The organism is Thauera phenylacetica B4P, assembly GCF_000310225.1.
Classification (GTDB): Bacteria; Pseudomonadota; Gammaproteobacteria; order Burkholderiales; family Rhodocyclaceae; genus Thauera; species Thauera phenylacetica.
In genome coordinates, this window is record NZ_AMXF01000571.1 from 1 (window position 1) to 604 (window position 604).

General features: G+C 74.5%; 1 protein-coding gene. It reads left to right on the top strand.

The window, feature by feature from the left end; genetic code table 11:
- A partial coding sequence (locus C667_RS23740) for a septal ring lytic transglycosylase RlpA family protein (RefSeq protein ID WP_004392037.1) occupies positions 1–604 on the top strand: 604 nt, incomplete at both ends.

Sequence of the window (604 nt, forward strand, 5' to 3'; positions counted from 1 at the left end):
CGACGGGCCGGTCGCCGAGGCCCCGGCGCCGGCGGCGACGCCGGGGCGCAGTCCCGCGCGGCGTGGCGGGGGCTATTACAAGGACGATGGTCCCGAGGACGAGATCCCCGACAACCTCGACGCGATCCCCGACGCCGAGCCGCGCGACGAGCCCCTGCACCGCTTCGCCAACCGTCCCTACCACGTCATGGGACAGAGCTTCGTCCCCGCCACCGCGGTGCGCAGCTTCCGCCAGCGCGGCCACGGCAGCTGGTACGGCCGTCGCTTCCACGGCAAGCCGACCTCGAGCGGCGAGCCCTACGACATGTACGCGATGACCGCCGCGCATCCGACCCTGCCGATCCCGAGCTATGCGCGCGTGACCCATCTCGGCAACGGCCGCTCGGTGGTGGTGCGGGTCAATGACCGCGGCCCCTTCCTGCGCGGCCGCGTGATCGACCTCTCCTACGCCGCGGCGCACAAGCTCGGCTACATCAACAGCGGCAGCGCCGAGGTCGAGGTCGAGCAGATCCTGCCCGGCGAGGCGCCGCTGGTCGCCGCGGCGCGGCCGGTGCCGCCGCTGCCCGCGCGCGCCAACGAGGGCCTCGTTCCCGGCGCCGGACCC